This window comes from Vibrio sp. QJM3NY_35, assembly GCF_057785915.1.
Genome location: NZ_CM173507.1, coordinates 3,127,808 through 3,153,707, shown reverse-complemented (window position 1 = coordinate 3,153,707; position 25,900 = coordinate 3,127,808). Strand labels below are relative to the sequence as shown.

The following is a 25,900-nucleotide window of genomic DNA, read 5'->3' as shown; positions in this document are numbered from 1 at the left end:
GGTATTCTTAGAGATCTATCACAAATCGTTTTTTATCCCGCAGCCCTTTAAAATTAAGGGTTTTAACAAACTTTATGCACTTTCAGTCATGACTAATACCTTCTAAATAGTTAGCAGTTAGGGAACTTTATGCACGCTTTTTTGACGAAACTTACTAGAATCTAATTTACGAGGGATTATATGCAGAATAGTTTTGTTGATAAGAGTGTACTTAGCTTGGAAATATGCAGTGTTTTTATTTAGATATTTAATTTTGAATGTGGAATTAATTATTTATTAACAAAGTAAATGCGAATAAAGCTGTTGTGATCACATTTTAAAATCGGCTATTTAAGTGTGTTTTTTGATAAAAAAGGGCATTAACCCTCGTCTATTTATTAGGCTGTAAATTACTTTAAATATAATTAACGCTAATAAGTGACTAACTATTTGTTTAAACATCATGGTTGAAAATAGAGTGTTATTTCATCAAGAAAATTGGATGTTAAAAAGTAGGATTGATTCTTCTATTGCAAGCACTTTGAGTTTGGCTGAGCTTTGCTACGAACAGAAGATACCTTGAATATCGCGTGTATGGCTTTGAGGAGCTGTTTCAGTAGCAGAGGGTTATATTGTAGAGGGAACAATAAAAAGCCGCTGTGAGAAGCGGCTTTGGATGAGATAGGTGTGAAGTGCTGTTAGTTAGATAAGCGCACCAATACTCAGTACAACAATACAGAAAACCATCAAGATACCGACTAGTGGCATCACCCATTTAACCCAGCGAACATAAGGGACGCGAGCAATCGCCAAACCACCCATCACCACCGCGGAGGTTGGGGTGATTAGGTTCACCAAGCCAGATGCTGATTGGTACGCAGTGATAACCAAGTCACGACCTACACCGGCAAAGTCAGCCAATGGTGCCATGATTGGCATGGTAAGCACCGCTAAGCCAGAGGTTGATGGCACTAAAAACGACAGTAGAATCTCTAAGAAGAACATCACGTTAATGAAGATAACCGAAGAGAGTCCCGTTACCATTTGTTCTGCAGAGAACAGAATAGTATCGGTGATCATACCGCGGTCCATCACCACAACGATACCACGTGCAATACCTATGATAAGCGCAACGCCAAGTAGGTCGCGGGCACCATCAATGAAGCTGGTGGTAAACTCTTCTTCGCTCATGCGAGCCACAATACCAACGATGATGGTTGCTGCTAGGAACATCGCTGAGATTTCAGCCATCCACCATCCAGCAACGGATACACCGTAAATCATCACAGCGAACGAGCCACCAAAAATGGTCAGAATCAGTTTGCGAGTTGCTGTGAATTCAAGTTTTTCGCCGCTCGCATTACCCAAGAAGTGCGCTTTGTTCTCTTCGTATTTGTCGTAGACAATTGATGTTGTTGGGTCGGCTTGAACCATTCTTGCGTAACGCATCACGTAGGCAACACAAATACCCCAACCAATAATCAACATCGCAATACGCAGCGCGATACCGTCTGTAAATGGAATACCAGAGGCGTTGGCAGCGATCACGGTTGCGAATGGGTTAATCGTCGAACCCAGCACCCCAATACCTGCACCAAGCAGTACGGTCGCAGCGGCAACAAGAGGGTCAAAGCGAGCTGCCATCATTACCGGCACTAGCAATGTATAGAAGGGCAGTGATTCTTCGGCCATGCCGTAGACGGTACCCCCTGCGGCAAACAGCGCCATCAGTATTGGTATCATCAACTCTTCTCGCCCTTCTAAGCGGGCGGTGACGCGCTCGATACCGGCATCAATGGCACCCGTTTTGGTTACTAGCCCTAAGAAGCCACCAATGATTAAGATGAACAGCGAAACGTCGATAGCCGCCGCTTCATAACTATTGTGGTCATAGAAGCCGTCAATAGGCGCGAGCAGTACATCAATCACGCCTTGAGGGTTACCTTCTACCGCTTGATAGGTTCCGGTTACGGGTACTTCTCGGCCTAGCTCTTCATTCATTGCACGGTCGTATTGGCCTGCTGGAACAATCCAGGTAAGCAGTGCGACGAACGCAATCAGGATAAATAGAATGGTGTAGGCAGAAGGGAATTTAAAGTTGGCAAAGAAGCCGCCCTTTTTTTTCTCGCTTGGTATCGTTTGAGTTGTCATGGCTATCTCCTTACATCATCTTAAATAGAAGTGATGTGAATTAGCGACTAATGATTTATAGATTGTAAATACATGGACACTTATAAAGCACTCAACGATATAAAGTTGCTGACTTTAAATTAAGGTTGTTTTATATTTACTAATCCAAATGAAGTTAGATTTAATTTAGCTGCGGTTATTTTATTCCTTACTCCGGTATTTAAGTTTGGTGCTGTTCACAAAAATAATGGCTAATGAAAGGGCTAAAAAATGGCAGAAAATCGTCAAGGTTTTTTGGTTAGTTAGCTTGGATTAATATTCGTTATGGATTAACTGGAAGTGGAAGGAGATTGATTTGGTAGGTGTTGTTTATGATTAGGCAGAATAATCTTGGAATTTTATTCAAAATTTATTTTTAGGCGGTTTTTAAAGTTTATAATGGTTATTTGATGCGTATCAAATAACACATTGAGCAGAAAACAAAAAAGGAAGCCGAAGCTTCCTTTTAAATGTTCAATCACCAGCGAATGTTAGATAAACAGACCGCCGAATGCGAAGCCGAGTGCTACCGCAGTACTGATTGTTACCACACCTGGAATGAAGAATGGGTGGTTGAATACGTAGTTACCGATACGCGTTGAGCCTGTGTCATCCATCTCAACCGCTGCTAGTAGCGTAGGGTAAGTTGGAAGTACGAACAGCGCACTTACCGCAGCAAAAGAAGCAACGGCTGTTAGTGGTGCTACGCCAATCGCTAGTGCTGCAGGCATCAGTGCAACTGTTGTTGCGCCTTGAGAGTAAAGCAGCATAGAAGCGAAGAACAGAACAAGAGCCAGCATCCATGGGTAGTCAGCTAGTAGAGCGCCTGCTACGTCTTTGATTTCAGCAACGTGTGCGTTTACAAACGTTGAACCTAACCAAGCCACACCAAGTACACATACACATGCCGTCATACCAGAACGGAACGTTGGTGCTGAAGAAATCTTCGCTGCATCAATCTTAGTGAACATCACGATAGCCGCTGCTGCTGCCAGCATTACAGACATGATCGCTTCGTTACGACCTAGCGCCGGGTTTTCAATTAGGCCAACAGAGCTAGAGATAGCCGCTGCGTAACAAACCACGAAACCAATTGCAGCTAGGAAGATGTACGTTGCTTTCTTCGCTGTAGGTAGAATTTCGCGTTTCTCTTCTGTTGCTAGCTTGATTAGACCTTTCTCTAGACGTTCTTGATAAACAGGATCGTCTTTCAATTCGCTACCCATGTAGTTCGCGACAACCGCACCAACCATACAAGCGATGAAGGTTGTTGGGATACAAACCATCAATAGCGTTAGGTAATCAACACCAAATGGTGCCAACATTGCTGCGAAAGCCACAACTGCAGCCGAGATTGGCGAAGCTGTGATAGCAATTTGAGAAGCGACAACTGCGATAGACAGTGGACGAGAAGGACGAACACCTTGGCCTTTCGCTACTTCTGCAATAACAGGAAGCGTAGAGAATGCTGTGTGACCTGTACCCGCCATTAATGTCATTACAAAGGTCACAATCGGCGCGTAAAAGGTGATGCGTTCAGGGTGTTTACGCAAAAAGTTTTCGGCAATTTGTACCAACCAGTCCATACCGCCAGCAACTTGCATTGCAGCAATTGCGGTGATAACTGACATGATGATCAAGATTACGTCGATCGGGATGAAAGATTGGCTTGTTGGAACGCCAAGAATAAGTGAAAGGGCAATAACACCAGCACCACCGGCAAAACCAATACCGATACCGCCAATTCTGGCCCCCAAAAAGATAAAGAGCAGGACGACAAACAGTTCTACTGCAATCATAAGTAACACCTCATTTAGATTTTATTATGTGAACATTCGCCGCTGGAATGTTCACATAATAGTTCTATGGTTTAGATTCAATTTGGCAAAAGCGCAACCAACGGAAATCCACAAAATAATCATGGTTAACCGTATTGGAGCCTAAAAAAGGGCTCCGTTTGGAACCCTTTCTCGCTAACTTTATTCGTAGCGCTTCGCTTTATACTGAGGATGCATCAAATTTTCAACAGAGAAAATGTCATCAAGTTCTTCTTCGGTTAATAAACCGCGCTCTAGAACCACATCACGAACGCTCTTACCTGTCTCAGCACAGATCTTACCAACAATGTCACCCTCGTGGTGGCCAATGTATGGGTTTAGGTAAGTAACGATACCGATAGAGTTAAATACGTGAGATTCACACACTTCTTTGTTTACAGTAATGCCGTCTACACACTTGTCGCGTAGGTTCACACAAGCGTTTGTTAGGATGTCTAGAGACTCAAACATGCTTTGTGCAATAACGGGTTCCATTACGTTCAGTTGCAGTTGACCACCTTCTGCAGCGAAAGAAACCGTGTTGTCGTTACCTAGAACTTTAAAGCAAACTTGGTTTACTACTTCTGGCACAACTGGGTTTACTTTAGCAGGCATGATTGAAGAACCGGCTTGTAGTTCAGGTAGGTTTAGCTCGTTCAGACCAGTACGTGGGCCAGAAGAAAGCAGACGCAAATCGTTACAAATTTTAGACAGTTTCACAGCTAGACGCTTAAGTGCGCCGTGCGTCATTACGTATGCGCCACAGTCAGACGTTGCTTCGATAAGATCTTCAGCCGCTACACATTCTAGGCCAGTTACTTCTGCTAGGTGCTTAACTGCTAGGCCTTGGTAACCCGGTGCTGCGTTCAGACCTGTACCGATAGCCGTTGCGCCTAGGTTTACTTCAAGCAGTAGTTTTGAAGTGTATTCTAGGTTTTTGATTTCTTCATTGATGGTTACAGCCCAAGCGTGGAACTCTTGGCCAACCGTCATTGGAACTGCGTCTTGAAGCTGAGTACGACCCATCTTCAAAATCGTGTTGAATTCTTGGCTCTTAAGCTCGAATGCACCTTTTAGGTATTCGATCGCATCAATCAGTTTACGAACGCTGTTGTAAACAGAGATACGGAAGCCAGTTGGGTAAGCACAGTTTGTAGATTGGCTGCGGTTTACATGGTCGTTCGGGTTGATGAACTCGTATTGGCCTTTTTCTTTGCCCATAAGTTCAAGAGCCACGTTCGCAACAACTTCGTTTGCGTTCATGTTTACAGAAGTACCAGCACCACCTTGGAAAACGTCCGATGGGAACTGATCCATGCACTTACCCGTGTCTAGAATTAGGTCACAAGCTTGGATGATGTATTTAGCCACTTCGCTTGGAATTACACCTAACTCTTTGTTTGCTAAAGCCGCTGCTTTCTTAGTCATCACCATACCGCGAACGAATTCAGGTACATCTGAGATCGTTACATTTGAGATGTTGAAGTTTTCAACTGCGCGTAGAGTGTGGATGCCGTAGTAAGCATCAGCCGGAACATGACGTTGACCTAATAGATCTTCTTCGAGACGAGTAGCTTGAGGAGCTTCAACTTGAGCTTCTGATTGAGTAGCCATAACAGGATCCTTAGAGAATTATTCTGATTATATAGTTAGTTATTAGCCTATTCTGTGTGCAAATACTCCGTTCGCTAGAATATTGGGCTGATAAATCCGTCCTGACTTATGTGGCACATGATACTGTACTTAGCGCATAAAAATATTAAGTGGATCACCTTTTTCGGTTTTGTTTCGTCAATATTTTGCAAAGTTATTCTTGGTCAATAAACACGCTTATTTACAGGATAAATTTGAGATTGTTAGGGCTTTCAGCGTAAACTGCAAGGAACAAAGGAGGGCGTGTGTTTCCTATCTTATTATTACTATTTATCTTCGTACCCATCATTGAGATTGGGCTATTTATTCAAGTTGGTGGCTTCTTAGGATTGTGGCCAACTATTGCGTTGGTTTTGATCACTGCATTTGTGGGTGCATCGCTGGTTCGTAGCCAAGGCATTCAGACACTTATGTCTGTGCAAGGTCGTTTGCAACAAGGCGAAATGCCAGCACAACAGATTCTTGAAGGCGTGATGCTTGCAGTTGCCGGTGTATTGCTGCTGACTCCGGGTTTTATGACGGACGCACTCGGTATGTTGGTATTATTGCCAGCACCAAGAGCGATGATTGCCAAGAAAATGATGGAAAAAATGGTGGTGACCAACATGTCTGGTGGTTTCCATGCCGGTGGACAAGCTGGTTTTGGCCAGAGCCCATTTGGACAAGACCCATTCAATCGCGATCCATCTGACCAATCAAAAGACGGCAACACCTTTGAAGGTGAGTTTGAGAAGAAAGACGACGACAACGATCGTAACCGCTTAAACTAATCCGTTGTTTCTATTCTTTGTTTTTCTCTCTTTTTTATTGTCTGTCGCTAGCTGTTACTTACTGTTTACTATCGATAACAGATAACAGATAACAGATAACAGATAACAGATAACAGATAACAGATAAAAGATAAGCTTGGTGTTCGGTTATACCGCGCCTTCAAAACCCATTTGTCGCCATGCTTCAAAAGCAATGATTGCCACTGCGTTAGACAAGTTGAGGCTGCGTGCGTCTGGCATCATTGGAATACGAATACGTTGCTCCATTGGCATGCTTTCAATGAACTCAGCAGGCAGGCCGCGAGTCTCAGGGCCAAACATCAGCACATCGCCTTGTTGGAATTTCGCATCAACGTGGTGGCCTGTCGTTTTAGTGGTGCAAGCAAAGATGCGGAAGTCACCCTCGCGTTCATTCTCTAGATACTCAAGGAAAGCTTCTAGGTTCTTGTGACGCTTAACTCGTGCAAGGTCGTGATAATCTAAGCCCGCACGACGAACTTTTTTCTCTTCGAAATCAAAACCAAGCGGCTCGATAAGGTGCAGGTTTGCGCCGCAGTTAGCTGATAGGCGGATGATGTTACCCGTATTGGGCGCGATTTCTGGTTCGTATAGAGCGATATCAAACATGTTGGTTCACAAGAATAATCAAAGATAGCCAGAGTATACGGTGGCAAGCTGAGTGAGTACAGTCCGCCACCGTCACCATTCGCTTAAGCTTGGTTCGTTAGTGCTTGCGCGTAGTTTTCAGATACGGCATTCCAATTCACTACGTTCCACCATGCATTGATGTAATCAGGACGACGGTTTTGGTAGCTGATGTAATAGGCGTGTTCCCAAACATCGAGTGCAAGAATGGGCTCGCCATTACTGGCAACGGTATCCATCCACGGATTATCTTGATTTGAGGTCGAGATGATCTTCAGTTGTCCTTCTTCAACCACTAGCCAAGCGAAGCCTGAACCAAAGGTATTGATTGCCGCTTGAGCGAACTGATCTTGGAATGTCTCGAAATCTCCGAAAGTACTTCTGATAGCCTCGCCAAGCTCGCCCGTGGCTTCACCACCACCGTCTTGCGACATGCAGTTCCAATACAAGATGTGGTTGTAGTAACCGCCACCATTGTTACGAACCGCTGGGCTGTGCTGAGAAATGTTAGCGAAGATCTCGGTCAGAGACTGTTGCTCTAGCTCGCTGCCAGAAATAGCCGCAACAAACTTATCGTAGTAGGTTCTATGGTGCTTGCTGTAATGCATTTCCATCGTCTTAGCATCAATGTAAGGTTCTAGGGCGTCGTAAGCGTAGGGTAAAGTAGGGAAAGTGTGCGACATAGTAAATCCTCCATAATTAGAGGATTTACCATGGTGATAATAGCAATCATTATCAACTGTGATCTTTGTGGGGGTATTACACCGGTAAGATAGGCAGCGTGATTTCGAGCTGTAATCCACCTAGTTTACTGCGGCTTGCTGTGATCGAACCACTGTGTTGACGAATCGCACTTTCTGTAATGGTTAACCCCAATCCTGTTCCGCCTGAGTTTCGATCTCTTGCCGTTGAAACACGATAGAAAGGTCGGAAAATTGAATCTAATTCGTCATCAGGAACGCCTTCACCGTTGTCATTCACGCAAATCGTCAGTTGGTCTTGTTGAACACTAAATTGAACATCAACTTGGTCTCTACCATAGTAAATGGCATTGCGAGTAATATTGTCGAGCGCGCTCATCAATAACTTCGGATTACCCGAGATAGAACGATTAGGAATTTTTGAAAACCTCATCTGCTTGCCCATTTGCTCTGCTTCAAACTCTGCGTCTTTTAGGATCTCTTCCCACAGGCTCGATAAGGGTTGCACTTCACGTGTGATGTGACTATCGACCTGCATACGAGACAAAGTTAAAAGTTCACTGATCATCTGTTCTAAACGCTGCGCTTCAGTATCGATACGCTCTAGCTCTTGGCTCTCACCTTGCTTACGAATGGCGAGTGCATTCGCCATGCGTAATCGAGTGAGTGGAGAACGTAATTCATGAGATATATCAGACAATAAACGTTGCTGCCCTGAAATCATCTGGTTTACTGCTTCGACCATCTGGTTAAAGCTCTCACCGGCTTGTCTGAATTCTGATGTGCCTTTTTCCAGTTGAGGGTCAACCTCAAATTGACCTTTAGCAACGCGTTGTGCAGCAAGTTCTAGCCTTCGTGCTGGTTGACTTAGCGCCCAAGCTAACCAAAGCAGCAGCGGGGTACTCGCCAGCATCACGGCAAGTAATAACTGTAATGGTTTATCAAACAGTCGCAGTAAAAATGGTGGTGGCTGATCCCATTTAACTCCGATGTACATCATCAGGTCTTCACCGGCGAGTGAAACTGGGATTGGGCCTGCCACCATGTAATGCCCATACAGCTTTTGTTTTGGCACTTCAGGGTTATCAATCGTAGTCACGAAATTGCGAATTGCTTTCACTTTGTAATCTGAATGCTTTTTAGTCGTTAGTACTGAGCCTTCAAGGTCAGTCAAATACATCCGAGGGCGTGTGTCTTTTCTGCTGCGGGTTGGGCCTTCCAGTTGGAAGACAATCTTGCCTAAGTTGTCTTCTTTGGCGAATCGCTTCTCTGTACTTTTCGCAATGCGTTCTAATTTCTTGAGGTGCTCGACCGGTACATCGCGAGCAACTCGAGGATCTAAGTGTGGCAGTGATAGCACCGACAAAAGCACCAGTAACATGGTGAACCAAAAGATAGCAAAGATACGTCCATATAAGCTGGTGATTTTAGGTATACGCATTAATCCTCCTCTACTAACAAGTAGCCACGACCTCGTAAGGTTTTAATGCGAGATTTCCCGTCGCTGCGTTCTGGAATCTTCTTGCGCAGGTTAGATATGTGCATATCAATCGCACGGTCAAACGCCGCTAGCCTTTTACCTAACACGTCTAAACTCAATGCTTCTTTGGTGATCACTTGTCCAGGGTTCTGGATTAGGTGACTCAAGAGAGCGAACTCGGTAGTGGTGAGATCGATAATCTGACCATTGCAATAAGCTTCTTGTTTACCCGGGAAAACTTCGATGTCTTGATATTGAACTCTATCACTGGCCGCTTTAGGCGCGGTGGCGGTTTGAGTACGACGCAAGATAGCTCGAATACGCGCTAACAACTCTCGGTCACTGAAAGGTTTAGGCAGGTAATCATCCGCGCCAAGTTCAAGACCAATCACACGGTCGATCTCTTCGCCTTTTGCGGTCAGCATTAGCACGGGTGTTTCCCAATTTTCTCTCAGTTTCTTTAGTGTTTCCATGCCATTAAGACGCGGCATCATCACATCTAAAAGAATCAGGTCAATCTCATCATTGATAGCTTCCAGCCCTGCATAGCCATCATTGGCTTCGGAAACAGTGAAGCCCTCAAAGCTCAGAATGTCTTTGAGTAAGCTGGTTAACTCGGTGTCGTCATCAATAAGAAGAATGTTCGCCATTGGGAAGCCTTAATTGGTTATTTACACGTTAATAATACTGCTAAATATTCGTCAACTTTCACTCTTTACGATTCTTTACGCTTTCTAAACGTCACTTTACGAGGGAAAGACTAATCTATATCTAAGCGCTGAGAAACAGACGCAACACATGACTTATTATACCGAATTGAGGCAACAATTATGAAAATGACTAAGAAACTTGTACTAGCAGCTGCGGCACTTCCACTAATGTTAGGTACAGCAAGCGCGTTCGCATATGGCGGCGGCGATAAAGGCGACCACAAAGGCATGCACGGTAAATGTGGTGGCTTCGACAAAAAAGTGATGCGTCAACTAGACCTGACTGATGCACAAAAAACAGAATTGAAAGAGATGCGCGAAGCGAATCGTGCAGAGATGAAAGAAAAACACGCTGGCAATAAAGCCGATAAAATGGCGAAAATGAAAGCGCACCAAGAGAAAGTTCAAGCATTGGTACTGGCTGACAACTTCGATGAAGCAGCAGCAAACGACCTAGCAAGCCAAATGGTTGAGAAGCAAACTGAGCGTCGCGTAGCAATGCTTAAGAAGCAACACGAAATGATGAGCGTACTAACGGCTGAGCAAAAGATTCAGCTGAAAGAAATCCAACAAGAGCGCATGACTAAATGTGCTGACAAAATGGAAAAACGCATGAACAAAGACAAGTAATTCATTGCTTGAGAAATCAGCGTTGAATGAAAGTGTTTAGAAAGAAGCGGCCGAGTGTCGCTTTTTTTGATCCTTAAAAATGAATGTTTTACATCATGGCTGTCATATTCAATTGGTGGTTTGCAGGTTATACTTTGTGCTATCAGTCACTTTATAGCCAAGTTATGAAACAAGAATACGCACGTTTAGTTACGCTCGCCGCTTGGGCAGCCACCACCATTGCCACTATTTTATTGATAGTGAAAGTCGCAGCTTGGTGGGTGACAGGTTCCGTGAGTCTGTTGGCTTCCGTCGTGGATTCAATGCTGGATATCGCGGCCTCTGTCGTTAACCTTATCGTGGTTCGTTACTCTCTGCAGCCTGCCGACAAAGAGCACACCTTTGGTCATGGTAAGGCTGAATCTCTAGCTGCATTAGCGCAGGCAATGTTTATTTCAGGCTCTGCATGTTTCCTTATTCTCAATGGTATTGAACGCTTCTTCCGACCTCATGAACTGAACTCTCCAGAAATTGGTATCTACGTCAGCCTGTTCGCGATAGTGATGACGTTTGGTCTGGTTCGTTTCCAAAAACATGTGGTCAACAAAACGGGCAGCCAAGCAATTGCAGCCGATTCATTGCACTATCAATCAGACCTTTATATGAACGCTGCGATCATGCTGGCACTGGCATTGAGCTGGTTTGGGATTGGTCAGGCGGACTCAGTATTCGCGGTCGGTATCGGTATCTACATTCTGTACAGCGCTTATCAAATGGCGATGGAAGCGGTTCAGTCTCTGCTTGATCATAAGCTGCCAGATGATGAGCTGAAACAGATAAAAGAGACATCATTGAGCGTGGAAGGCGTGTTAGGTGTGCATCAATTACGAACGCGTCGTTCGGGGCCAATTCGCTTCATTCAACTGCATCTAGAATTAGAAGATAATATCCCACTTATTGAAGCGCATCGCATTTCAGACGAAGTAGAGGCTAAGCTTATCTCGGTGTTCCCTGATGCTGATGTATTAATTCACCAAGACCCGTATTCGGTCGTATTTGGACCAGAGAAGCAGCAGAAATTCCACTCGTGGTAATGCGTGCTAAAAATCAGCGGGCAAATGGTAAGTGGGTGGCTTTTGAACTAAAGTGAGTAAAAATTACTAACTGTTAAGTGATTCAAAAACCACCTTAGTAACAATTAATGTTGATTCTGATGTGAATCAACAAAGTTATTGAGTAAAACTGTAATACTCTTACAGAAGTAGAAATGTTACATAATTTTACGCGATTTGAGTGCTATTCCTGTTGAGGAAATGTAACATAACGCACAAATATAGATTTAAAATCTTGTTGATATACAATCAGCAAGAACAAGAATTGAATAATAGATTCCCAAAAATCGAGGGTGAGCATGATTAAGAAGATCGGTGTTTTGACCAGTGGTGGTGACGCTCCAGGTATGAACGCAGCAGTTCGCGGCGTTGTTCGTACTGCGTTATCAGTTGGCATTGAAGTTTACGGTATTTACGATGGCTACCAAGGCCTTGTTGAAGACCGTATCGAAAAGCTTGACCGTTCAAGCGTATCTGACGTGATCAACCGTGGTGGTACTTTCTTAGGTTCTGCACGTTTCCCTGAATTTAAAGACGTCGCTGTTCGTGAGAAAGGCATTGAGAACCTTAAGAAGCACGGTATCGAAGCACTTGTTGTTATCGGTGGTGACGGTTCTTACATGGGTGCTAAGAAACTGACTGAAATGGGTTACCCATGTATCGGTCTTCCAGGCACAATCGATAACGATATCGCGGGTACTGACTACACAATCGGCTACCTAACAGCGCTTAACACTGTTATTGATTCAATTGACCGTCTACGTGACACGTCTTCTTCTCACCAACGTATTTCTATTGTTGAAATCATGGGCCGTCACTGTGGTGACCTTACGCTTATGTCAGCAATCGCGGGTGGTTGTGAGTACATCATTACTCCAGAGACTGGCCTAGATAAAGAACAGCTTATCAGCAACATCCAAGATGGTATTGCTAAAGGTAAGAAGCACGCAATCATCGCTCTAACTGAGCTAATGATGGATGCGAACGAACTGGCTAAAGAGATCGAATCTTCAACTGGTCGTGAAACTCGTGCAACGGTTCTTGGTCACATCCAACGTGGTGGTCGTCCTACGGCATTTGACCGTGTACTGGCTTCTCGCATGGGTAACTACGCTGTTCACCTTCTTCAAGAAGGTCACGGTGGTCGTTGTGTTGGTATCGAGAAAGAAGAACTTGTTCACCACGACATCATCGATTGTATCGAGAACATGCAGAACCCAGACCGTTCTGAGCTGTTCCGCGTTGCAGAAGAGTTGTTCTAAGCCACGCTTAGCGTTCGCTTAAAGAATTTAAAAACCGCTGATTATTCAGCGGTTTTTTTGTGCCTGCCGTTTGAGGTTTTAGGAATGACAGGTAATAAAAAAGGCCAACCTAAGTTGACCTTTCATCTAATCTAAACGGTGAGGTTTAAATTAAGCTTTTGCTTCAGCTGCTGCTTTAGCGATAGCTGCGAAGCTTTTCGCGTCTAGAGCTGCGCCGCCAACTAGAGCACCGTCGATGTCTGGTTGTGCGAAGTAAGCTGCTGCGTTTTCTGGCTTAACAGAACCGCCGTATTGGATAACAACTTTCTTAGCAACTTCTTCAGATTTCTCTGCGATGTGTGCACGGATTTGAGCGTGGATGCGTTGTGCATCTTCAGCTGTAGCTGCTTTACCAGTACCGATAGCCCAGATTGGTTCGTAAGCGATGATAGCGCCTTCAAGAGCTTCAACACCTTGAGTGTTGATAACAGCGTCAAGTTGACGAGCACATACTGCAACAGTTTCGCCTGCTTCGTTTTGTGCTTCAGATTCACCGATACAAAGAACTGGAGTTAGGCCGTTCTCTTTTAGGAATGCGAATTTCTTAGCTACGAACTCATCTGATTCGTTGTGGTATTCACGACGCTCAGAGTGACCGATGATGATATGAGATGCGCCGAACTCTTTAAGCATTGCTGGAGACATGTCGCCAGTGAATGCACCGCTGTTGTTTAGGTCAGAGTTTTGAGCACCTAGGATGATCGCGCTGCCCGCTTCAGTAAGCGTACGCTCTGCTAGATCAACGAAAAGTGCTGGTGGAGCAACTGCTACGTCTACGCCTGTTACGCCTTCAAGTTCAGCGTTAAGACCGTTTAGTAGATCAACAACCATTTCTTTGCTGCCGTTTAGTTTCCAGTTACCCATAACTACAGGATGACGCATAGGAATATCTCCAAAGTATTTAAATAAATCGAATGTAAAAAAGTAAACTTTATTACGAAATAATATAACAGATTAATATCAACAGATCATGACTGTGGTCATGACTTTCTTGGATCTTACTCAATGGTCAGAGTAGATTTTGAGCATATATCAGTGATCCGGCAGACAGAATAATAGCTAACTTCTCGGATTTTTCATCGTTAGTTGTTATTAAGGGACAAACGATTGCGTTAACAACAGGAAGTAACAATGCCGAATCTAGTTCTAGAGTACTCCAATTCAGTGGATGAGCGAGTAAATATCCAAGGCTTACTGGAAGATCTCCACCAAGTCGCTCTCACATGTGGCTTGTTTGATGTGCCATCAGTGAAATCTCGTTCACTGCGTTGCCATAATTGGTTGGTCGGTGATGAGGAAGATAGTGTAGACTTTATTCATATCAGCTTTGAGTTACTTTCGGGACGAACGGAAGAGCAAAAGCGAGAATTGTCACGATCGTTAATGCAGATCCTGCAAGAACAAGCGAGTCATGTAAGAAGCTTAACAGTGAATATTCGTGATATGGATAAAAGTTGCTTTCAAAAAGTAATAAACTAACCATTGCTGCTGACTTTTAGCGGCGTATAAATTTGAGTATTTAAGATGTCGATGAAAGAATTACTGCTCTCTTTCAAGGGGAGAATTGGTCGTAAGACTTACTGGATTTGGAATGTTTTCTACTACATAGCGATTACCGGTTTTGCTTCAGGTATCTCTGTGTTGTTCCCTGCTTACTCTTATATCCTGCTACCAATCATCCTATTGATGCTTGTGATCCCAGACCTTGCGGTAACCGCTAAGCGCTGGCACGACCGCAATAAGTCTAATTACTGGCTACTATTGAATGTGCCATTAGTATTGGGTCGTTTAGCTTCGCCAATGGTTGCAACGACGACAGAGCCGGTATCGCCAATTCATATGGCGGCAACCGTCGCGGCATTAGTGTGTGGTTTCTGGATTCTGATTGAGTGTGGTTTGTTGAAAGGTACAGAAGGCCGTAATGACTACGGCGAAGATCCATGTAAATATTGATCGATAAGAAGGGAGCATTAAGCTCCCTTTTTCTTTTTAGTGCTTTGCTAATTTCAGTACATTTTAGGTTCGGTATTCGGCTTAAAAGGCACGACATTTTCAGGCAGAGATTCTTCAAAGCCGCAGCGCCCTTCGAGTGCATCTTGGAACTTACAGACCTGACAGCGCAGCTCTTGCATGAGTACGACATTGGCGTGGTGTGGGTTTTTACAACGGCTAACCACTAAGTCGATGTGACTTTGCTGCGCACGAAGTCGGTCTTGCATCACGTCTGAAGCCGAACAAATCATCTGTTCGCACATCTCGTGTTTGAATTGATTGAATGCTTTCGGGTCGCTTTTCGCGAGTTGGACAAGTTCATCAAAGGGTGGCAGTTTTTGAGCGGGTTGTGGATGCGCCATCATTCCTTCCTTAGCATTAAGCGTGTTTCATATGCTCTAAGCTTAAGAAAGAAATCTGTACAAATTTTAATCTATTTGTGTTTTCTCAATATTGAGACGGTATTAGCCGATTACCTTTGCAATCAAAGGGCGGGTGTTAAGGTGTAAGTGCAGCGTCGTTCGCCAGCAATGATGTGCTCTGTACGGCTCACGTGACACTCATCTTTTAGTAACTCAGTAAACACGTTGAGCTCAGATTGGCACAGGCTAGGGCAGCGAGTTGCAGCCTTACAGATAGGGCAGTGGTTCTCAATCAAGATGTAGTGATCATCATGCTCTTGAAGCTCAGCCATGTAGCCTTCGTCTTCACGAAGCTGGGTGAGTTTTTTAAGCTTGCTGATGAGTGAATCACAGCCAGACAGCGCAGTTTGATACTGCTTAAGAGTGTGTTGTTCACGCTCGGCAGCAACCTTAGCCAGCCCTTCTTTACCAAATAGATTCTCGACAGCATCAATCACTTGAATGGTGAGTTCACCATGTCGGTCTGAAAATTGGCTATGACCTTGTTGAGTCAGGGACCAGTGGCGAGTCGGGCGACCCACTTTCACTTTCACATCATGAAACGCAAGAATACCGTCATCTTCCAGGCTTTGCAGATGTTGCCTTGCCCCCATTGTCGTCATGCCAAATTCTTCTGACAGTTGTTTCGCGGTTACCGCGCCTTGACGCTTAATGGTCTGTAAGATTCTGTCGCTTGTTTTCATACTATCCCTACCTAATGAACCTTACTATTATGAGGCAAGGTGTTTATAAAGCAAACCATTTACTATATTGATGATAATTTACTCTATAGATAGCGTTTTACTCTATTGGCTACCATGGTCAGATTCTGGTGCGCTAATAAAACAAAAGGCTGATACTAGGTATCAGCCTTGGAATATTCTGTTTCACCGAATTTAGGCTTACAGGATATGACCTACTATTTCTGGATCTTTACGCTCTAGGTAGTGGGTAGATTTGATGCGGCGAATTGTACGGCAGCGGCCACGGATAAGCAGGGTTTCTGTGGTTGCGATATTACCTTGACGAGAAATACCTTCTAGCAAGTCACCCTTAGTGATGCCTGTTGCTGAAAATACAATGTTGTCGCTGCGAGCCATATCTTCCATCTTCAACACGATACCCGCCGTTACGCCCATTTCTGCGCAGCGCTCAAGTTCAAGTTCACCGTGCTTGCGGTTCTCTTCTGTGTCGCCTTTAACTTCATGGCGAGGTAGAAGACGACCGTGCATGTCGCCGTCGAGTGCGCGAATTACCGCAGCCGAAACCACACCTTCAGGTGCGCCGCCGATGCAGTACATGACGTCTACTTCGCTGTCTGGCATACAGGTTAAGATAGAAGCCGCAACATCACCGTCTGGCACAGCAAATACACGAACGCCCATTGCTTGCATGTCGGCGATGATTTGATCATGACGAGGCTTAGCAAGCGTGGTTACCACTAGAGTATCGAGTGTTTTACCTAGTGCTTTCGCGATGTTTTCTAGGTTTTCTGTTAGTGGCAGTTCTAGGTCAATCACGCCTTTAGCGCCAGGGCCAACAACCAACTTTTCCATGTACATATCAGGCGCTTTAAGGAAGCTGCCTTTTTCGCCTGCCGCCAATACAGCCAATGCATTTGATTGGCCCATTGCTGTCATGCGTGTCCCTTCAATTGGGTCAACTGCGATGTCGACAGCGTCGCCGCCCACACCTACGTTTTCGCCGATGTACAGCATAGGTGCATCATCGATTTCACCTTCGCCGATAACAATCTCACCGCTAATTTCGGTTTTGTTTAATAGGCTACGCATTACTTCTACAGCAGCGCCATCTGCAGCGTTTTTATCGCCACGGCCAAGCCACTTGTAACCAGCTAGTGCTGCACCTTCTGTGACACGAGAGAATGACATTGCTAAATCGCGTTTCATGCGGACTCCAAAATTTTCAAAGGGGGAATAGAAATTTCGCGGCGAATTTTACCATATCCAAAAGGAAACGTTTGCCTTTTTGTTTTTTGGAGATTGCTCTCGATCAATTCGCAGTGGAAAACAGTTATTATTCATCAAAATAATCGGTTTGCCGTTGTGGCGGTAATCGTTCACGTCAATATTCGGTAAAAAGCGCTGTTTTTTTCATCGAATGGCGCAAAATATCGAATATATTGAGTGTTTATCCTTGCTCTGCTGAGTAGAATGGGGAAATAAGTGGAGTGAACCTTCACCATCAAACGGATAACTTAAAGGTAGGCCAGAATGTCTTTTGAAGTACTAGAGCAGCTAGAAGCAAAAATTCAAACAGCAGTAGATACAATTGCACTTCTTCAAATGGAAGTGGAAGAGCTTAAAGAAGAGAAACAAGCACTAGCAACAGAAGCTGGTGAGCTTAAAGCAAGCCGTCACGAGCTAGAGCAAAAAACTCAGCAAATGCAGGAAGAGCATTCAGCATGGCAAGATCGCATCCGTAACCTTCTTGGAAAAATGGATGAAGTAGAGTAATCGACTCTTCAGATTTAAAAAAACGCCCGCTACTCAGTAGCGGGCGTTTTTGTTTGCGTTCTAATACTTCGTATTCTTATGCTTTGTTGTCGTGTTCAAAGCCGAGTGGGTTACTCGACCTCTTCTTCCTCGACATCCAAATCAAGTTCTACATCTAGAGGTTCGGCAGAAAGAATGATGCCGGTGTTATCTGCGTACAGGTAATCTTCGGGTAAGAAGGTCACGCTGCCAAAGTTCACGGGTACGTCTAATTCACCGACACCTTCTTGGCTCGCTCCAACAGGGATAGAAGCCAAGGCTTGGATACCTAGGTTCATGTCTTCAAGCTCATCGACTTCACGAACACAGCCGTAAACCACAATACCTTCCCACTCATTATCTTCGGCAAGCAGGGCAATCTCAGCATCAATCAGCGCTTTACGCAGTGAGCCGCCACCGTCGATTAACAACACACGCCCTAGACCATCTTGCTCTAGTACAGAACGAATCAAAGCGTTGTCTTCAAAACACTTTAATGTCGTGATTTGTCCTGCGAAGGATGCACGTCCACCGAAGTTGCTGAACATTGGTTCCACGACATCAACTTGATCCAAATATATGTCGCACAGTGCTGAAGTGTTGTATTCCATTCGTATACCTTTTGAACAATGAGCTTACTTTGAGTATATCGGTGCTTGATCCCTTTGCAATGATTAGTCTCATTTAACTCAATAGAGTTTGAGCTACGACAACCCCTGCAAACAATAGGTTAGTGACCAGTGAGCATTTCACAATCACTGGCATCATTGGTGCAATCTGCGCGGGTTTTTCGGTTTCCCAAACAGCTTTGCCATGTTTATAAACAATAATAATACTCAGTAAAAACGGCAGGCTGATCCAGGCTGGCTTTTCTTGAATCAGTAGGTAAATAGCGAAAGACGCAAGGGCGAGACCAAGCAAGGCGAAATGATAGTGCTTAGCTTTGCGCTGTCCTAGGCGAACTGCCATGGTACGTTTACCACATTCGCTGTCGTTTTCGATGTCACGCATGTTGTTGATATTGAGTACCGCAACCGCCATCAAGCCACAGCCTAATGCTGGAAGGAACAGGCTTGGTTCAACATGACCTGTGTGTAAGAAGTAAGTCCCCGATACACCTAACAAACCAAAGAAGATAAATACCGATAAGTCGCCGAGGCCAATGTAGCCATAAGGCTTATTACCCACGGTGTAAGCAATGGCTGCCACAATCGCTAATACGCCTAATGCAATGAAAGATAAGATACTTTCAATTGAGGTCAACGCATGGAAAATTAGAATCAGCCCGGCAATCATAGTAAACACGATATTGAGGATGATGGCTTGCTTCATGGTTTTAGCGGTGACCGCGCCAGACTGCATCGCACGTGTTGGACCGAGGCGATTTTCGTTGTCGGTGCCTTTTACTGCATCACCATAGTCATTGGCTAGGTTCGACAAAATTTGTAATAGGGTGGCGGTTAAAAAAGCCAGTAGTGCTATCGATAAAGAAAACTGATCGCTGGCGAACGCTAAACTACTTCCTGTAAGAATAGAGACGAGTGCGAGAGGCAGAGTTTTCGGTCGTGCGGCATCAAGCCAAATCAGTAGAGATTGTTTCATCGTAGGTCTATTTCGTTGTAAGTCTTCGTTTCATACTGTGATTTGAGTATACGCCCATTTTTCGGGTAATAAAAAGCCCACTCGAAAGTGGGCCTTGAATTCGCTTATTAGCTGCTATTTCTTTGAGTTAGAGCAATAAGTTGGAGTTTCGTGTGCTACAGGATGAAGCGGCTTAGGTCTTCGTCTTCAACGAACTCGCCAAGCTTCGCTGTTACGTAAGCTTCATCAATAACAAGCTTGCTGCCAGCTTTGTCTGTTGCTTCGAATGAAATCTCATCCATTAGACGCTCCATTACCGTGTGTAGACGACGCGCACCGATGTTCTCAGTGGTTTCGTTTACGCGCCATGCTGCGTCCGCAATCTGGTTGATGCCATCTTCAGTGAACTCAATGCTCACATCTTCTGTTTTCATTAGGGCAATGTATTGCTCTGTTAGAGATGCTTTTGGTTCAGTCAGGATGCGTTTGAAGTCATGCGCTGATAGTGCTTCAAGTTCTACGCGGATTGGTAGACGACCTTGTAGCTCAGGGATCAGGTCAGATGGCTTAGCCACTTGGAATGCGCCTGATGTGATAAACAAGATGTGGTCAGTTTTAACCATGCCGTGCTTGGTTGATACTGTGCTGCCTTCGATAAGAGGCAGTAGGTCACGCTGAACACCTTCGCGAGATACGTCTGGGCCTGAGCTGTCGCCACGCTTACAGATTTTGTCGATCTCATCGATGAAGACGATGCCGTTGTTTTCAGCGTTGAAGATCGCGTTCTCTTTTAGCTCTTCTTGGTTCACAAGCTTTGAAGCTTCTTCTTCCGTCAGTGCTTTGAATGCGTCTTTGATTTTCATCTTACGCTTTTTCTTGGTGTCGCCTGCTAGGTTTTGGAACATGCCTTGCAGCTGGTTTGTCATCTCTTCCATGCCTGGAGGTGACATGATTTCAACGCCCATTTGCGGCGCGGCTACATCAACTTCGATTTCTTTGTCGTCTAACTTACCTTCACGCAGTTTCTTGCGGAAAATCTGGCGAGTGTTTGAAGAGGTGGTGTCTTCTGTTGATTGCTCGTTCTGACCCCAAGCATCACGTGCTGGTGGTAGAAGGGCATCAAGAATGCGTTCTTCAGCTTGTTCTTCAGCGCGGTACTGTACTTTCTCCATCGCTTGTTGGTGTGTCATCTTGATTGCAACGTCCGTTAGATCACGGATGATTGTCTCAACTTCTTTACCAACGTAGCCAACTTCGGTGAACTTAGTCGCTTCTACCTTGATGAAAGGCGCGTTTGCTAGTTTTGCTAGACGGCGAGCAATTTCAGTTTTACCGACACCTGTTGGGCCAATCATTAGGATGTTCTTTGGTGATACTTCAACACGCAGGCTTTCTTCAAGCTGCATACGACGCCAGCGGTTACGCAGAGCGATAGCTACTGAACGCTTAGCGTTGTCTTGGCCGATAATGTGGCGATTGAGTTCGTGAACAATTTCGCGAGGAGTCATCTCAGACATGGTTTTTCCTTAATTCTTTAATCACTGTTGAATACAACGTTATTGATGGAAGCGGTCGTTACTCTGGCTTTGGCAGCTCAACGGTGCTTTCTAGTTCTTCAATAGTGTGGTGATGGTTGGTGAAGACACAGATGTCGCCCGCAATGTTCAGCGACTTTTCTGCGATTTCACGCGCATCTAAATCAGTATTTTCTAATAGTGCAGTAGCTGCTGCTTGAGCGAAGTTACCACCCGAACCGATCGCAATCAGGTCGTTCTCTGGTTGAACTACGTCACCGTTACCAGTGATGATCAGTGAAGCGGTCTCATCCGCTACTGCTAACAGTGCTTCTAACTTACGCAGAGCACGGTCGCTACGCCAATCCTTCGCTAGCTCAACGGCAGCTTTGGTTAGGTGACCTTGGTGCATTTGCAGCTTGCTTTCAAATTTTTCGAATAGCGTGAAAGCATCAGCGGTACCGCCAGCAAAACCTGCCAGTACTTTGTTGTTGTATAGGCGACGTACTTTACGGGCATTGCCCTTCATTACAGTGTTGCCTAGAGATACTTGTCCATCACCCGCGATGACGACTTTATTATTACGACGTACAGATACAATGGTAGTCACGAGTAGGGCCTCTTAATATTTCTTATCTTTGGGTATAAAAAGTATATGAGGATGGCGCTCGGATAATTCAAGGAAGGGTGAGTGATGTCGTGCAAACTTATCGGCGGAAGTTGTAAGGAAATTTGGTTAAAGGGGAGGGGATAAAAGAAAACCTCCACAGTGGGAGGCTTTCGGTGTTTGGTTTTCGGCTTTTACGAAGACAGAGACTGCCGCTGAATCTAAATTACTCGGTGTCTTTCCAAATAGCACAAGGTTCGATTTTCGCTCGTTGCAGCTTATGGCGATCTCGCTCTGCATCACGCTTCAACTTGTATGGACCTAGAACCACACGGTACCAGCTACTGCCATCTTTCTTGCGGATCTCACTCGAGATACCTTGGAAGGCAATATCCAACTTACGAGCTTCTGCCTGCGACGAGGTTTTGTAAGCGCCACACTGCATGATGTAAGGGATCTTCGAGATCTCTTGCTCTTTGGCTTTCACTTCGATTTCGCGGCTTGGCAGCGTTTCAACGTAGTCCCATTTCTCTTCAGGAGGCGGCGGAATCACTTTCGCTGGTTTTGGCTTAGGTTTTGGTTTGGTTACCACAGGAGCAGGTGCTGGCGGCTCAGGATCATTACTCAATAGGTAAAGTCCGTAACCAAAACCACCGGCAAGGAGGATCGCCAAAAAACCACTGCGCCAAGGTTTACGGCGAGGGGCTTGTTTTTTGGTCGGTTTTTTCGTACCACGACCGCGCTTTACATAATCTCTATTAGCCACAAGACAATTCAATAGTTGCTGATTCTGCCCTCATGGTAATCCAGATTGCGCGAGGATAATAGTGCAGAAATGGAAGCGGCACATCAAAATGTGCCGCAGATTTGTAAGGGTATTTTTGAAGGTTACATTCGAGGTGGTGCTGTACTGCCTCGAACCACTAATTTAGCTTCAAGTAGACGCGAACCTGCTTGCACATCGTTGCCTTTCAGTAGATCAAGCATCATCAACATCGCTTGGCGTCCAATCTCATAACGAGGCTGAGAAATGGTAGTTAGCGGTGGATCGCAGTATTGAGCGAATTGGATGTCATCAAAGCCGACAATCGATAGGTCTTGAGGAACGCGTAAGCCCAGCTTCTTCGCTTCTTGAATCGCGCCAATGGCCATCGCGTCGTTATGACAGAAGATAGCTGTAGGCTGTTCAGGAAGTGCCAACAATTGACGAACCGCTTGAGCACCGGCTTCAAAAGTAAAGTCGCCGACAGTGCTATAGGCAGGGTTCATTGATACTCCAGCGCGACGCAGCGCTTGTTGATAGCCTTGTTGGCGGAACTTACACAGCGTTGCCGATACTGGCCCTGATATTTGAGCGATACGCTTATGACCTAACTGAGCTAGGTAGTTCACGGCTTCAAATGCAGAGGTCAGGTTATCGATGTGTACGGTAGGAAGTTCAAGTTCAGGGGCAAACTCACACGCCATCACCATTGGTGGTAAGTTCTTTTGTTCAGACTTACTGACGTCAAATGGATGGTCAGTGCCAAGCAATAGCATACCGTCAGCTTGTTTGGTGAAAACTAAGTTAACAAACGAAGACTCACGCTTCTTTTGTTGGCCGCTATCACCCAGTAAGACAAGGTAGTCATTTTCTACTGCGGCATCTTCGATACCACGAATGATCTCGGCGAAATAAGGGTCACAGATATCAGGAACGATAGTGATGATGGTTTTTGATTCGTTGCGACGTAAGTTTCTAGCTAATGTATTGGGTGAGTATCCAGCTTCAAGTACTGCTGTTTCCACTCGTTTGCGAGTCGAAACTGAGACTTTCTCAGGGTTCATCAATGCACGTGATACCGTGGCTGTTGAGACGCCTGCTAGCTGGGCAACATCCTTCATTGTCGCCATAAATTAAACCCTCTTTTAAGTTCCTTTGCCGCCTAAGTATCTAAGGCGTGAATAATAAATGTAATCGAATATATATTATGAAAGTGTTGCTAACACTTTTTTTATTGCAATATTTTATTCGTTTAATCCGTGTAAAGTTACGGCTAGATTAACAAAAATCACATGACTAGTGTGAAGTTGCTCACGAGAAATATGAAATATTTGTGAACAAACTTATCATTAGTTTTAACCCAAGTGGGTTTAACTCAAATCTTGCGGCTCAATATCGAGTGACCAGCGAACTTTTTTCGCAGCAGGTAACATATTGATGGCCGGCTTGGCACTCATTAATAGCTTCTGCATTAACGAGCGCGTCTGAGTTTGTAAGATTAACTGCCAGCGCGATTTGCCTGCACGTTTTGCTAACGGAGCCGGGGTTGGCCCTAACACCATGCAATATTGATCAAACAACGGATGTGATTCCAATGTGTGACGAACCTGACGCAAGAACTCTTCCACCAAGCGGGTGTCATTGGCTTCTGCTCTAAACAGCGTCATAAAGGTATAAGGCGGTAACATTGCCTGCTTACGTTCTGCCAGCGCCGTCTGAGCAAAATGGTTGTAGTCTTTGTGTAGCAAGGCTTGCAGCAACCCATGTTCTGGGTGGTGGGTTTGTAAGATCACCTCACCGGGTTTGCTTGATCGTCCTGCGCGTCCCGCTACTTGGATGAATAGCTGGGCAAGACGTTCAGACGCACGGAAGTCACTACTATATAAAGAGCCATCCACATCCAATAACGCCACAAGTGTCACGTCAGGGAAATGGTGACCCTTAGCAAGCATCTGCGTGCCGATAAGAATTTGGAATTCACCCTTACGAATCGACTCGAGCGCGCTTTCTAAGCTGCCTTTACGGCGGGTGCTGTCGCGGTCAATACGAATGGTTTTGTATTCCGGGAATAGTTGACCAAGTTGAGCTTCTAACTGCTCGGTCCCGACACCCACTGTCACTAAGTTTGCAGATCCACAGCCTTGGCAATTGTGCACGATATGCTGCTGAGAACCACAGTGGTGGCAGCGCATCTCATTGCTGTATTGGTGATAGGTGTAGTAAGCATCGCAACGTTTACATTCGGCTGTCCAACCACAATCGTGACACATTAATGCCGGAGAAAACCCTCGACGATTGAGGAACAGCATCACTTGGTTGCCAGCTTTGAGGTGTCTTTGCATCTCTGCAATTAACGACGCAGACAAACCACTTTCTAGATATTCACCTTTAACATCCAACACCTTATTGGTGGTCGGCAGTGCGACACCCGCACGTGAAGTCAGGGTGAGATAACTGTATTTGCCGATCTGAGCGTTGTGCAGCGTCTCAAAGGCTGGAGTCGCCGAGCCTAACACAACCGGGATCTGCGCTTTATGAGCACGCATGATCGCCACATCACGAGCGTGGTAGCGCAGGCTGTCTTGCTGTTTATAAGAAGCATCGTGCTCTTCGTCGACAATGATAATGCCTAGATCAGCAAACGGCGTGAACAGAGCTGAACGGGTACCAATCACGATGCCCGCTATTTTATCGCGTGCCGATAACCAAGCATTCAGTCGCTCAGAATCGTTTAAACCCGAGTGGATAACCTCAACAGGCACATTAAAGCGTCGCTTAAAGCGGTTAATCGTTTGAGGGGTGAGGCCAATCTCAGGCACGAGTACTAACGCTTGTTTACCTTGATCGAGAATCGGTTTAATCATATTCAGGTAAACCTCGGTCTTACCTGAGCCAGTGACGCCTTCTAACAGGAAACAACCAAAGTCGGTTTGGCTATTTACGGTCGCAATCGCGATGGCTTGTTCAGCATTGAGCTTAGGTTTGTCTTGGTCGTTTTCAAGATCGACTGGCCACGGCTGACGCTTCGGCTTTTTCTCTACCGATTCAATCCAGCCTTTCTCTTCTAGTGTCTTGAGTACGGCGCTGCCAACTTCTTCATCAATGAACTCTTGATGGGGAACGGGGCCTTGCTCAAGCATATGCATCACTTTGGCTTGCTTGACCGCGCGACCAAAACCTTGCATTAACTGATCTTTGCCTGATGGCGTTAACTGCCACTCAACCAGCGTCGCGAAGTCGGCGGCTTTGCCTTTTCTTAGAGCGCTCGGAAGGGCGTTAGCAAAGGTTTCGCCAAGGGGGTACTGATAAAACTGACTGCACCACATTAACAGTGAATAGACAGATTCCGGCCAAACAGGCTGATTGTCTAATAAGGCTTTAATGGGTTTGAGCTTGTCTAGCTCGAATTCAGATTCGTTAACCAGAGCCGTGACAATGCCGGTTAAGGTTTGTCGTCCAAAAGGCACAGAGACTCGTCCACCAATAATCGGAAATAGGTGGCTTGGAATCTTGTAATCGAACTGCTTGTCGAGTGGAACAGGCAGTGCCACGCGGGCAATCATTGGACGCATAAAGGGACGGCTTTATCTGAGTTGACGAG

General features: G+C 45.2%; 25 protein-coding genes. 7 read left to right on the top strand and 18 right to left on the bottom strand.

Annotated elements, in window-relative coordinates; translation table 11 throughout:
* Nucleotides 1-681: 681 nt before the first annotated feature.
* From AC3CH3_RS14335 to aspA, 3 genes are all read right to left on the bottom strand, one after another.
* Entirely contained in the window at nucleotides 682-2,130 is a 1,449-nt protein-coding gene (locus AC3CH3_RS14335) for a YfcC family protein (RefSeq protein ID WP_428805576.1), read from the bottom strand.
* Between the two features lie 509 nt (nucleotides 2,131-2,639).
* On the bottom strand, nucleotides 2,640-3,947 hold the full coding sequence (locus tag AC3CH3_RS14330) for an anaerobic C4-dicarboxylate transporter (protein ID WP_017061168.1): 1,308 nt from the start codon (nucleotides 3,945-3,947) through the stop codon (nucleotides 2,640-2,642).
* Between the two features lie 180 nt (nucleotides 3,948-4,127).
* Complete coding sequence (gene aspA, locus AC3CH3_RS14325) at nucleotides 4,128-5,579, bottom strand: aspartate ammonia-lyase (protein WP_019821539.1); 1,452 nt, start codon at nucleotides 5,577-5,579, stop codon at nucleotides 4,128-4,130.
* Between the two features lie 284 nt (nucleotides 5,580-5,863).
* On the opposite strand from aspA, the gene AC3CH3_RS14320 reads away from it, so the two are divergent.
* Nucleotides 5,864-6,388, top strand: a complete 525-nt coding sequence (locus AC3CH3_RS14320; protein ID WP_012604974.1) for an FxsA family protein — start codon at nucleotides 5,864-5,866, stop codon at nucleotides 6,386-6,388.
* 147 nt (nucleotides 6,389-6,535) lie between these two features.
* Here AC3CH3_RS14320 and AC3CH3_RS14315 read toward each other — a convergent pair whose 3' ends face one another.
* From AC3CH3_RS14315 to AC3CH3_RS14300, 4 genes are all read right to left on the bottom strand, one after another.
* Nucleotides 6,536-7,015: a tRNA (cytidine(34)-2'-O)-methyltransferase gene (locus AC3CH3_RS14315; RefSeq protein WP_061023596.1), complete on the bottom strand. Its 480-nt coding sequence runs from the start codon at nucleotides 7,013-7,015 to the stop codon at nucleotides 6,536-6,538.
* Nucleotides 7,016-7,098: 83 nt separating this feature from the next.
* On the bottom strand, nucleotides 7,099-7,716 hold the full coding sequence (locus AC3CH3_RS14310) for a superoxide dismutase (RefSeq protein ID WP_019821537.1): 618 nt from the start codon (nucleotides 7,714-7,716) through the stop codon (nucleotides 7,099-7,101).
* 76 nt (nucleotides 7,717-7,792) lie between these two features.
* Entirely contained in the window at nucleotides 7,793-9,175 is a 1,383-nt protein-coding gene (cpxA, locus tag AC3CH3_RS14305) for an envelope stress sensor histidine kinase CpxA (protein WP_488537372.1), read from the bottom strand.
* On the bottom strand, nucleotides 9,175-9,864 hold the full coding sequence (locus AC3CH3_RS14300) for a response regulator (protein WP_488537371.1): 690 nt from the start codon (nucleotides 9,862-9,864) through the stop codon (nucleotides 9,175-9,177). The genes cpxA and AC3CH3_RS14300 overlap by 1 nt, the downstream gene beginning before the upstream one ends.
* A 180-nt stretch (nucleotides 9,865-10,044) precedes the next feature.
* Here AC3CH3_RS14300 and AC3CH3_RS14295 point away from each other — a divergent pair, with 180 nt between their 5' ends.
* From AC3CH3_RS14295 to pfkA, 3 genes are all read left to right on the top strand, one after another.
* Nucleotides 10,045-10,554: a CpxP family protein gene (locus AC3CH3_RS14295; RefSeq protein ID WP_488537370.1), complete on the top strand. Its 510-nt coding sequence runs from the start codon at nucleotides 10,045-10,047 to the stop codon at nucleotides 10,552-10,554.
* A 164-nt stretch (nucleotides 10,555-10,718) separates the two neighbouring features.
* Nucleotides 10,719-11,627 carry a CDF family cation-efflux transporter FieF gene (gene fieF, locus AC3CH3_RS14290; protein WP_050649603.1) on the top strand — a complete coding sequence of 303 codons (909 nt, stop codon included), beginning with the start codon at nucleotides 10,719-10,721 and terminating at the stop codon, nucleotides 11,625-11,627.
* A 317-nt stretch (nucleotides 11,628-11,944) separates the two neighbouring features.
* A complete protein-coding gene (pfkA, locus tag AC3CH3_RS14285; RefSeq protein ID WP_017061160.1) occupies nucleotides 11,945-12,907 on the top strand; it encodes a 6-phosphofructokinase in 963 nt (320 codons plus the stop codon).
* 150 nt (nucleotides 12,908-13,057) lie between these two features.
* Here the strand turns inward: pfkA and tpiA are convergent, their stop codons facing one another.
* Nucleotides 13,058-13,828, bottom strand: a complete 771-nt coding sequence (gene tpiA, locus AC3CH3_RS14280; protein ID WP_017061158.1) for a triose-phosphate isomerase — start codon at nucleotides 13,826-13,828, stop codon at nucleotides 13,058-13,060.
* 249 nt (nucleotides 13,829-14,077) lie between these two features.
* Here tpiA and AC3CH3_RS14275 point away from each other — a divergent pair, with 249 nt between their 5' ends.
* Nucleotides 14,078-14,425, top strand: coding sequence for a 5-carboxymethyl-2-hydroxymuconate Delta-isomerase (locus AC3CH3_RS14275; RefSeq protein WP_017061157.1), 348 nt, complete (start codon nucleotides 14,078-14,080; stop codon nucleotides 14,423-14,425).
* Between the two features lie 45 nt (nucleotides 14,426-14,470).
* Nucleotides 14,471-14,899, top strand: a complete 429-nt coding sequence (locus tag AC3CH3_RS14270) for a DUF805 domain-containing protein (protein ID WP_017063673.1) — start codon at nucleotides 14,471-14,473, stop codon at nucleotides 14,897-14,899.
* A 53-nt stretch (nucleotides 14,900-14,952) separates the two neighbouring features.
* On the opposite strand, the gene AC3CH3_RS14265 is transcribed toward AC3CH3_RS14270, so the two are convergent.
* The 3 genes from AC3CH3_RS14265 to glpX all read right to left on the bottom strand — a co-directional run bounded on the left by AC3CH3_RS14265 (nucleotide 14,953) and on the right by glpX (nucleotide 17,249).
* The gene (locus tag AC3CH3_RS14265; RefSeq protein WP_017061155.1) at nucleotides 14,953-15,300 is read right to left on the bottom strand and encodes a DUF3135 domain-containing protein; all 348 of its coding nucleotides are present in this window, start codon (nucleotides 15,298-15,300) and stop codon (nucleotides 14,953-14,955) included.
* A 122-nt stretch (nucleotides 15,301-15,422) separates the two neighbouring features.
* On the bottom strand, nucleotides 15,423-16,043 hold the full coding sequence (locus tag AC3CH3_RS14260) for a helix-turn-helix transcriptional regulator (protein WP_136977205.1): 621 nt from the start codon (nucleotides 16,041-16,043) through the stop codon (nucleotides 15,423-15,425).
* 198 nt (nucleotides 16,044-16,241) lie between these two features.
* Nucleotides 16,242-17,249 (bottom strand): class II fructose-bisphosphatase, encoded by a 1,008-nt coding sequence (glpX, locus tag AC3CH3_RS14255; RefSeq protein WP_488537369.1) that lies wholly within the window; start codon nucleotides 17,247-17,249, stop codon nucleotides 16,242-16,244.
* A 324-nt stretch (nucleotides 17,250-17,573) separates the two neighbouring features.
* Between glpX and zapB the strand changes: the two genes are divergently transcribed.
* The gene (gene zapB, locus AC3CH3_RS14250) at nucleotides 17,574-17,816 is read left to right on the top strand and encodes a cell division protein ZapB (RefSeq protein WP_008219652.1); all 243 of its coding nucleotides are present in this window, start codon (nucleotides 17,574-17,576) and stop codon (nucleotides 17,814-17,816) included.
* Nucleotides 17,817-17,926: 110 nt separating this feature from the next.
* Here zapB and rraA read toward each other — a convergent pair whose 3' ends face one another.
* The 7 genes from rraA to priA all read right to left on the bottom strand — a co-directional run bounded on the left by rraA (nucleotide 17,927) and on the right by priA (nucleotide 25,871).
* Nucleotides 17,927-18,445 carry a ribonuclease E activity regulator RraA gene (gene rraA / locus AC3CH3_RS14245; protein ID WP_017071322.1) on the bottom strand — a complete coding sequence of 173 codons (519 nt, stop codon included), beginning with the start codon at nucleotides 18,443-18,445 and terminating at the stop codon, nucleotides 17,927-17,929.
* Nucleotides 18,446-18,518: 73 nt separating this feature from the next.
* Nucleotides 18,519-19,436: a 1,4-dihydroxy-2-naphthoate polyprenyltransferase gene (locus AC3CH3_RS14240; RefSeq protein ID WP_488537368.1), complete on the bottom strand. Its 918-nt coding sequence runs from the start codon at nucleotides 19,434-19,436 to the stop codon at nucleotides 18,519-18,521.
* A gap of 155 nt (nucleotides 19,437-19,591) precedes the next feature.
* Nucleotides 19,592-20,932 carry an ATP-dependent protease ATPase subunit HslU gene (gene hslU / locus AC3CH3_RS14235; protein WP_019821529.1) on the bottom strand — a complete coding sequence of 447 codons (1,341 nt, stop codon included), beginning with the start codon at nucleotides 20,930-20,932 and terminating at the stop codon, nucleotides 19,592-19,594.
* 58 nt (nucleotides 20,933-20,990) lie between these two features.
* Nucleotides 20,991-21,539 carry an ATP-dependent protease subunit HslV gene (gene hslV, locus AC3CH3_RS14230; RefSeq protein ID WP_004729692.1) on the bottom strand — a complete coding sequence of 183 codons (549 nt, stop codon included), beginning with the start codon at nucleotides 21,537-21,539 and terminating at the stop codon, nucleotides 20,991-20,993.
* Nucleotides 21,540-21,762: 223 nt separating this feature from the next.
* Nucleotides 21,763-22,302: an SPOR domain-containing protein gene (locus tag AC3CH3_RS14225; protein WP_488537367.1), complete on the bottom strand. Its 540-nt coding sequence runs from the start codon at nucleotides 22,300-22,302 to the stop codon at nucleotides 21,763-21,765.
* 122 nt (nucleotides 22,303-22,424) lie between these two features.
* Nucleotides 22,425-23,429, bottom strand: a complete 1,005-nt coding sequence (gene cytR, locus AC3CH3_RS14220) for a DNA-binding transcriptional regulator CytR (protein WP_048659182.1) — start codon at nucleotides 23,427-23,429, stop codon at nucleotides 22,425-22,427.
* Between the two features lie 240 nt (nucleotides 23,430-23,669).
* Nucleotides 23,670-25,871: a primosomal protein N' gene (gene priA / locus AC3CH3_RS14215; RefSeq protein ID WP_019821526.1), complete on the bottom strand. Its 2,202-nt coding sequence runs from the start codon at nucleotides 25,869-25,871 to the stop codon at nucleotides 23,670-23,672.
* Nucleotides 25,872-25,900: the final 29 nt, after the last annotated feature.